Here is a 7,714-nt window from a genome sequence, read left to right on the forward strand (position 1 = left end):
CGTGGACAAATTCACTGAACGCCCAAGAAACAGACATTGACTGGCGATTCACATCCGAAGATGCACGAATCAAACTACGCCGACTTTATCCTACAATTGATAGTTGACAATGCACTAGATGCCGTATTAATATCTAATCTCGAGATCGATCGTGCTGTTGTGTCTCGTTTCGGGTCGCTGGCCAAGTCACCGCCACTCCTCTCACGAATTCTCACAGTCTTGAATCAGACTTTGTATTACTTTTTACAGTTATATATACCTGATATTACCTCTTGCCGCTGAAGCCATTTTTATTGACCGCGCGCTCGATAGGCAGACTACTATGGCTGATACAATGCGTGCGATAGAGGTCGCTGAACCTGGTGGCGCATTCGAATTAGTGGAACGAGCGATTCCGGAGCCAGATGCCACGGAGGTTCGCGTCGAAATTGAAGCCTGTGGCGTCTGCCATAGCGATATGTACGCGAAGGAAGGCGGCTATCCCGGTCTCTCCTACCCGCTCATTCCGGGACACGAAATCATCGGGCGGGTAGAGACTGTCGGCTCTGACGTGGAACTGTGGGAGGAAGGAGATCGCGTCGGTGCCGGCTGGCACGGAGGTCACTGTTTCGTCTGTACGGCCTGTCGTCGGGGCGAGTTTCAACAATGTGAAAACGAAGCTATCCACGGGATAACGATCGATGGCGGATACGCCGAATATGCGACTCTCAATGCAGAGGCGCTCGCTCGCGTCCCCGATGGACTCGATTCTGCTGCTGGTGCACCGTTACTTTGTGCTGGAGTGACGACCTATAACGCGCTTCGGCACACCGACGCCCGAGCAGGCGATCTGGTTGCAGTGCAAGGAATCGGTGGTCTCGGCCATCTCGGCGTGCAGTATGCTCGTCACGCAGGATTCGAGACCGTTGCAATCTCCCGCGGGACGGACAAGAAAGAGTACGCGTTCGATTTGGGTGCGGATCATTTCATCGACTCGGATGCAGAAGACGCCGCGGAAGCGCTCTCTGCACTTGGCGGCGCGAAGGTGGTCCTTGCGACGGCACCGAGTGCCGCGGCAATTTCGTCGATAGTACCCGGGTTGGGAACGGATGGCGAAGTGGTCGTCGTCGGGGTGCCCGGCGAACCAATCGACGTTTCTGGAGCCGCCCTGGTCGGCAACCGTGGGTCAGTTCGAGGCTGGGCATCCGGCCACGCCAGAGATTCTCAAGATACGCTCGAATTCAGTGCACTTCGTGATATCACCCCCGAAGTCGAACGATTCGACTTAGCGGAGGCCGCTGAAGCCTACGACCAGATGATGGAAAACGAGGTTCGATTCCGAGCCGTCATCGAGCCTTGAACGATATTCGAGTACAGTTCGCAGAAAACTCTCAACGATTTATCTCGTCGGGAGCGGTCACTCGTCCTCACTCGTGACCAGACACGGGGATGGGTTGGTACGGCTCTTCGAGGTACTCCATCTCCGAGTCCGAGAGGTCGATGTCGAGGGCTTCGACGGCATCTTCGAGGTGTTCGATGGAGGACGTGCCGACGATGGGTGTCGTCACCCACTCCTTGTGGAACTGCCACGCGAGGGCGATCTGAGCCATCTTCACACCCTTCTCGTCGGCGAGTTCCTGTACACGCTCGTTGATGTCGGGGCCGCCGCCCTGCAGATAGCCACGTTCGAGGGACGCCTCGTGTTCGCCGCGCGTCGTGCCGGCGAACTCCTCGTGTGGACGTGTGAGGAATCCTGCGGCGAGCGGACTCCACGGCATCACGGCGATGTCTTCGTTCTCACACAGCGGGAGCATCTCGCGTTCTTCTTCCCGGTAGGCGAGATTGTAGAGATTCTGCATCGAGACGAACCGGTCGAGACCGAGGTTTTCGGACGTGGCGAGGGCGTCTGCGAACTGGTAGGCCCACATCGAGGACGCGCCGATGTGTCTCACCTTCCCCCGCCGGACGGCATCGTCGAGCGCACGGAGCGTCGTCTCGATGGGCGTCTCGTAGTCCCAGCGGTGAATCTGGTAGAGGTCGACCGTGTCCATGCTGAGTCGGTCGAGCGAATTGTCGAGTTCTTGTTCGATAGTCTTTCGCGAAAGTCCGCCCGAGTTCGGGTCGTCTTCGTCCATCTCTCCGTAGACCTTGGTGGCAACGACGAATTCGTCACGGTCGTAATCGGAAAGCACGTCACCCAGAATCTCCTCTGACTCGCCGTACGAGTAGACGTTGGCCGTGTCGAAGAAGTTGATTCCGAGGTCGATGGCGCGTTCGATGAGTTCTCTACTTTCCTCGCGGTCGAGCGTCCAGTCACCCCAGTCCGTCCCGAAGCTCATGCCGCCGAGACAAAGTTTACTCACCGTCATCCCGGTCTGTCCGAAGGTCGTATACTCCATACTATACCATCATTCAGGCGGGTCAAAAAGGTACGTCCGGTGTCTTCTTTGCTGGTTCGTCAATCGTACTGTAACGAAAAACGAGATGATCTCCTATGAACCCGAAGACGAGCACATTTTTTCTCCCTATTCATGCCTTACGTCGTTCGTTGAGGAGAGAGACCTCCAATCGAAGCTTAGCTTAGTTAATCCTATTTCACGTAACGATACTACTAAAGGTGGACAAGATCTACACTCAGCATAAGTGGTGCTCGCTCACGAAAAGAGCGGGGAAATCGACTGTCGATTTCGTCCCAGTGGGGTCAATAACACCATAGAAGTCACTAACACCGATCGTAAAACTGGAAAGATACCATTTAGAGAGGCCTGATACGGGAATGATGGGGTTTCTCTCGGTAACGAGGGATAAAGTGCAATTTATTTCACCTCTACATCATTTAGCAAAAGCTAAACAAGCCCCGTCCCAAGGAACGACTGCGATGTCAGCAAGTAATGACACATTGACGGAGTACCTCGCAGAGAATCCCCGAATGGCTGGCGTTCTATTCACCATCTGCCTACTGCTCACGCAGGCTGGAAATGCAGCGGCCGCTCACGGCGGGACGATTGGATAAATCAAATATCAGCCAGATTAATTTCAGTTGACCAGACAAATTCATCATTTACGATAACGGGGAATGGTTCTAATCCGAGAAAACGTAATAGCTCCCCGTCGGATAGTGTGAATGTAGGAATATCACCTCCGTTTATATAGTATGTATTTATGTTTTCGATGTATGGCGAATAAATCGAACCCATACCTAGAGCGAGTGTCGGGTACGTGGTACAACTGACTTTGTATTCGTTCTCTGCATTTCGGGATTCGACCTCGCATAACAACGGTGTCCCGCTTTCGCTTTGCGTGATTTCGACGCTCCCATCTCCAATAACGATATAGTCATTCCCGACGATCTGTTGGTCGCGGGCGATTGTCAGTGCTGATCGAAGAGAAAAGCCCCTATTTAGAAGACGAGCGACGACTTGGCCAACTGAAATTGCACTTTCGTTCCCGACTTCACTATAGGTGACTATCCCTCCGATGCTTCCTGCTTTTATGAGCTCTTTTCCTTGCTCATACGATCGACATCCGTTCAAGAGGAAGGTATCTACCGCGACCTCGCTAACTGAGCCCACATCCAGTTCTCCATCGTTACAAATGAATTTATTATCTTTTATGTGTCCTATATAATGGAAGAAATCTGCTGTGTTCGTAAGTATCGTTTTCAACTCATCAACGGAAGTATTTCTATGAACATCGATAGCGAATTCCAGTTCATCCCGCCCTCCGTACAAACGATCGCCATCATCGTACTCAGAACTCATCTCGTCTTCATTACAGACAACAGTAATATCAATTCCATCAGTCGAAGAGGGTCTGTTGAGGTGATTTTCGAACCCCTTCTTAAGAAGCTTATTTGCTCCAATTGGTTTTCCTGATCCAAGCCACGCCTGCTCGAGTGCCTGCGTCTCTGGTGGTGCAACGTACGACCGATAATCCGAGTCCTCTTTCCCACGCTGTGTCGTCTTCGATCCTCGAAGAAAGCCGTCGATCGACCGAGGTGTCGTCGTCTGCTGTTTTGGTTTGCGATTTTGGGACCGAAGGAGAGAGAAATTGTTCGTAAGATACGGCAGTGATTCGATATTCCTCGGATCATCAGTCAGATGTGTCACTACCGACCACGTCGGGATGTGCTCTTGGAGGGCATCAAATGGGATATCCAGATAGATGGGAAGTTGTTCCGATATTGTTAGATCATATAGATCACTAAATGGCAAGTCGATCTTTTCCTCAATTTTGTGTCGTTCGTAAAGCTCGACTTGATAAAGACCTTCCGTTCGCGTAATACAATCGAGGAAAAATATCTGCTTGAGCACGCGTTCGACCTCATCTTCGAATTCTCTCGAGGAATGGACCAAACTGTGAGCAAATCCATCATCAGTAACGAGACGTGGTTCATCGCCTGGGAGAACCGTTGCTCCGAGATAGTATGCAAGCGTACTTATTGGATACACTTCCTCTATCATTGGCGGGACTTCAAGAGATACTCCTGTTTCTGGCGGAGAAATTTCATCCGGAATCTGGAGCTCCTCCCCTAGCTCTATTTGAGGCGGATGGCCACGAAATGAGGGAAGCGAGCGCTCGCAACTCATTGTTTTTAATGCCGAACCGAACGTCGAAATAGCAGCCATCATATCACGGGGAGAAGCCGTCGTCGTTATTGTTGCACCGGGCCGTTTGTGGTAGGATTGTGCCCCGATTTGGACCCGGGTCTCTGATCCAAAATCGAATTCCATCCGGTCCGCCGACGAAGCAACGATGAAGTCGCTATTCACCTTGAGCTGAATTTTGATTGGGGCATTCAATTCAATGATGTACTCTCCTCTCGGAAGTTGCTCGTAAGAATAATCCTCTGCTTCGATCAAAATGTCACCATTCTGATTTCGGATGTGAGTAACAACGACATATGGTAAAACTATCGATTCTGTGACGATCTCTGCCGCACTATCTACAGGGAAATAAAACTGGTTAGTACCAACTGAAGTCGGTTGAACTGACGTCGACGTCTGAAGGGGGAACTGGCGTCGCTGAATTGGGTCAATAATCGTCACCCCTGGTTGATTGTCGAACGGACGGAATACTGGTTTCATCGTTTCAACCACCTATTGAGTATGTGTAATCGCGCGAACATCGGATCTTAAAGTCAAAAATCAGCGATACCTCTCCGAATGTAACCCAATCTGGTCTGCATGTGACGTTATACTGGGAACCACTTCGTTGTGTGTTCTGTATCGTGAAGATGCCACCTTTGCTCTGGACCTCTCTCACCAATCTTGAGTTCAATAGTAACATCAAATTTTGATTGAATTGTTTGTACGGAACGTGAATTGTATTCGTCTGAAAGAATATAATGGCCTAATCCCCTCATATCTTCGATCGCTTCCATAATAGCAGTAAGGAACCGTTCAACAGATTCAGCGCCTTCCTTTTCCATGAGATGTTGTATGGAATCAAAACAGAATCGTAGTTCTGCAGGGTCGAATCCATTTCGTTGCTGTTGTAGATCGAATAGCTGATCTTGAATGGTGGTCTGAAACTCTTCGAGCGATTCCGTTACGGTCGACACAGACAGTTGACTTGGTTGGTTTGATTGAACGTCTGCAGCCGATCGAGCTATCGACTCATGTGTCACAATGTGAGCTCGATCAGAAGGCCCTCTAGCCTGTGAGAGGCGAGTCTGTGCGATCTCTGTGTCTCGTCCATACAATGCAAAAAAGCTCGTACGCTTGAATTTTGAATCACCAAGAAACTGTGCGCTTACCCGATTGAGAACATCCTCTGGAATATTACCTGTAAGCAAGATATTACCACCGGTCCGCTTCAATCGGCCAAGTTCTGACTCGATGGTGATATGGTCGTCACTTCGAACGGTGATGTAGTGGCCGACAAAGGAAAACGAGAGTTCCCCATTCACCCGAGGCGTTCCACTCATTTGGGGTCGAAAGAGGTCATCTAAGGCATCTGGATCAATACACTCATAAAATGATCTGGGAACATCAGCGGCATCGACTTCAGTCTCCTCAACCATTGCCTGAACAATAGCTGCACCCATCGAGTAATCGTTTTCCCGATCGTACTGTATCTCGAGCGGCGATTCTACCCCACAAATAAATGGGATAGTGCCTTGTTGCTCCTCCGCACTCATGGTACTCTGTACATCTTGTCCCCAAGTAACAAAAATCCATAGGTCATCGATAATGTATTGTTGATTACACAATCCCTACTTAATCACCACTGGATTTTGAAAAATCGTGGTTCACTGGTCTACCATCGACTTACCAAACCGGTGGACAAATATTGCTCACTGCTCAATCCTAGCCAGCAATTTGATCCTTTACTAAAATCCATAGAAAATTTGCTTGCGCATTTTATAGTACCTTCCATTCGATCTATATAATGAAAATTATGCCGTTTAGAAAAGGATAAAAATCCGACCATTCATATTTATCCGCCGATTACGACCGTCTATGACCGACCAATCTAGAGGAAAGAATGGACAACTTCTAGAACTCCAACGACTGTTAGAGTCGGTCGATCACGACACTTTCCTTTCTCTATCAGAGGAAATGTATAAAATGGTCGCGGATGAACAACGCCGACATTTGATTCTCTACCTCACCGAGCAAGACAGCGCAATCCCTCTCTCCCGAATGGCAATGGAACTCACAAGCCGAACAAATAATATTCCAATTACGGAGGTCACCCCCTCGCAACAAGAGCAAATGCGGATTAGTCTCGAACATCATCTCCTCCCTAGTCTCGCTGACTATGGCCTTCTCTCCTGGTCATACGGCGACGATATGATCGAGCCGCTTCCTTCGATCGACTCTCCCGAGCGTGACTGCTCCCCGCCCTAAACAGTAGTTGCCGAAGTTAGCTGGTGACTCGATTCGTAGTCGCTGCATGGTCGACACAACTGAGGCAAAACAGGTCTGTCGTGCCGCCTCAACCCTTCTCTATCCAGCACTGGACTTTGGCATCAAACCCTGTGGAATCTACACGAGAGAGGACTTCGAACAAGTCCTCTCTCGGATCGCCTTCGACCACGAGTTCGCAAATACTGGTGGCAAGACCGTCCAACTCGATCGGTCCGAGCCGGTCGACGTCACGTCGACGGCTCGGAATCCCCTCGCGAAATCATTGCTCTACCATCTTCGAAACATGGACGCGGACACCATCGACGGCCAGTTCGATGGCGTCCGCGACCGCCTCTTCCAGGTCCTTCGGTCACAGCGGATGCTTCCCGCCCGTGTTGATGTGGCGATCGATCTTCATGAGTGGCGGTTTTACGGCTCGGCCGACACCGACCACGTCCTCATCACCTACCCAGACCTCGGAACGAACCGAGCGTACTGCTTCGCGACGCTCTGTATTGTCGCTCCCAGCGTTCGCTTTACTCTTGCCGTGGTTCCGATGGACGCGAACGGCTTCCGTGCAAAGCAGGAAGCCGTTCGCTCACTCATCGTCGAAGCACGTCGATACGTCTCGATCAGACACGTCTACCTAGATCGCGGCTTCTATCAGGTTCATGTTGTCGCGGCGTTGGAACAGCTGAGCGTGTCATAGAAAGCCTCCCAAGGGAGGCCGCAGGGTTTTGAAACTGTGTCCAGCAGTACCAACACCCTGCAAGACGTAGCTTCGGTAGACGACTTTTTGAATGCGGCGGCGACCGAGACAGTACCGCTGTTCGAACATCTTGAATTCGAGTTTCTGTTGGAGTACGACGTGTTCGCCCCCG

At 50.8% G+C, this 7,714-nt stretch carries 7 protein-coding genes and 1 pseudogene; 5 read left to right on the top strand and 3 right to left on the bottom strand.

What is annotated here, in order from left to right; genetic code table 11:
* The first annotated feature begins 334 nt into the window (after window positions 1–334).
* Window positions 335–1,339, top strand: a complete 1,005-nt coding sequence (locus tag ACR3FF_RS24425) for an alcohol dehydrogenase (protein WP_458190736.1) — start codon at window positions 335–337, stop codon at window positions 1,337–1,339.
* 67 nt (window positions 1,340–1,406) lie between these two features.
* Here ACR3FF_RS24425 and ACR3FF_RS24430 read toward each other — a convergent pair whose 3' ends face one another.
* A complete protein-coding gene (locus tag ACR3FF_RS24430) occupies window positions 1,407–2,378 on the bottom strand; it encodes an aldo/keto reductase (RefSeq protein WP_458190729.1) in 972 nt (323 codons plus the stop codon).
* Between the two features lie 479 nt (window positions 2,379–2,857).
* Here ACR3FF_RS24430 and ACR3FF_RS24435 point away from each other — a divergent pair, with 479 nt between their 5' ends.
* Window positions 2,858–2,992 carry a DUF7503 family protein gene (locus tag ACR3FF_RS24435; protein WP_458190730.1) on the top strand — a complete coding sequence of 45 codons (135 nt, stop codon included), beginning with the start codon at window positions 2,858–2,860 and terminating at the stop codon, window positions 2,990–2,992.
* Between the two features lies 1 nt (window position 2,993).
* On the opposite strand, the gene ACR3FF_RS24440 is transcribed toward ACR3FF_RS24435, so the two are convergent.
* Both ACR3FF_RS24440 and ACR3FF_RS24445 read right to left on the bottom strand, forming a co-directional pair.
* Window positions 2,994–5,066: a hypothetical protein gene (locus ACR3FF_RS24440; RefSeq protein ID WP_458190732.1), complete on the bottom strand. Its 2,073-nt coding sequence runs from the start codon at window positions 5,064–5,066 to the stop codon at window positions 2,994–2,996.
* A 107-nt stretch (window positions 5,067–5,173) separates the two neighbouring features.
* Window positions 5,174–6,121, bottom strand: coding sequence for a DUF7504 family protein (locus ACR3FF_RS24445; RefSeq protein WP_458190733.1), 948 nt, complete (start codon window positions 6,119–6,121; stop codon window positions 5,174–5,176).
* Window positions 6,122–6,443: 322 nt separating this feature from the next.
* On the opposite strand from ACR3FF_RS24445, the gene ACR3FF_RS24450 reads away from it, so the two are divergent.
* The 3 genes and pseudogenes from ACR3FF_RS24450 to ACR3FF_RS24460 form a co-directional block, all read left to right on the top strand.
* The gene (locus tag ACR3FF_RS24450; protein WP_458190734.1) at window positions 6,444–6,833 is read left to right on the top strand and encodes a DUF7344 domain-containing protein; all 390 of its coding nucleotides are present in this window, start codon (window positions 6,444–6,446) and stop codon (window positions 6,831–6,833) included.
* Between the two features lie 46 nt (window positions 6,834–6,879).
* Complete coding sequence (locus ACR3FF_RS24455; RefSeq protein ID WP_458190735.1) at window positions 6,880–7,542, top strand: hypothetical protein; 663 nt, start codon at window positions 6,880–6,882, stop codon at window positions 7,540–7,542.
* A gap of 36 nt (window positions 7,543–7,578) precedes the next feature.
* Window positions 7,579–7,714: pseudogene (locus tag ACR3FF_RS24460) on the top strand (IS5/IS1182 family transposase); the annotation flags it as partial.

The organism is Haladaptatus ordinarius, from assembly GCF_054177595.1.

Excerpts from the sequence above, each read along its gene's own strand:
- ACR3FF_RS24440 (WP_458190732.1), bottom strand. The coding sequence starts at position 5,066 with ATGAAACCAGTATTCCGTCCGTTCGACAATCAACCAGGGGTGACGATT.
- ACR3FF_RS24430 (WP_458190729.1), bottom strand. The coding sequence starts at position 2,378 with ATGGAGTATACGACCTTCGGACAGACCGGGATGACGGTGAGTAAACTT.
- ACR3FF_RS24425 (WP_458190736.1), top strand. The coding sequence starts at position 335 with ATGCGTGCGATAGAGGTCGCTGAACCTGGTGGCGCATTCGAATTAGTG.
- ACR3FF_RS24455 (WP_458190735.1), top strand. The coding sequence starts at position 6,880 with ATGGTCGACACAACTGAGGCAAAACAGGTCTGTCGTGCCGCCTCAACC.
- ACR3FF_RS24445 (WP_458190733.1), bottom strand. The coding sequence starts at position 6,121 with ATGAGTGCGGAGGAGCAACAAGGCACTATCCCATTTATTTGTGGGGTA.
- ACR3FF_RS24435 (WP_458190730.1), top strand. The coding sequence starts at position 2,858 with ATGTCAGCAAGTAATGACACATTGACGGAGTACCTCGCAGAGAATCCC.
- ACR3FF_RS24450 (WP_458190734.1), top strand. The coding sequence starts at position 6,444 with ATGACCGACCAATCTAGAGGAAAGAATGGACAACTTCTAGAACTCCAA.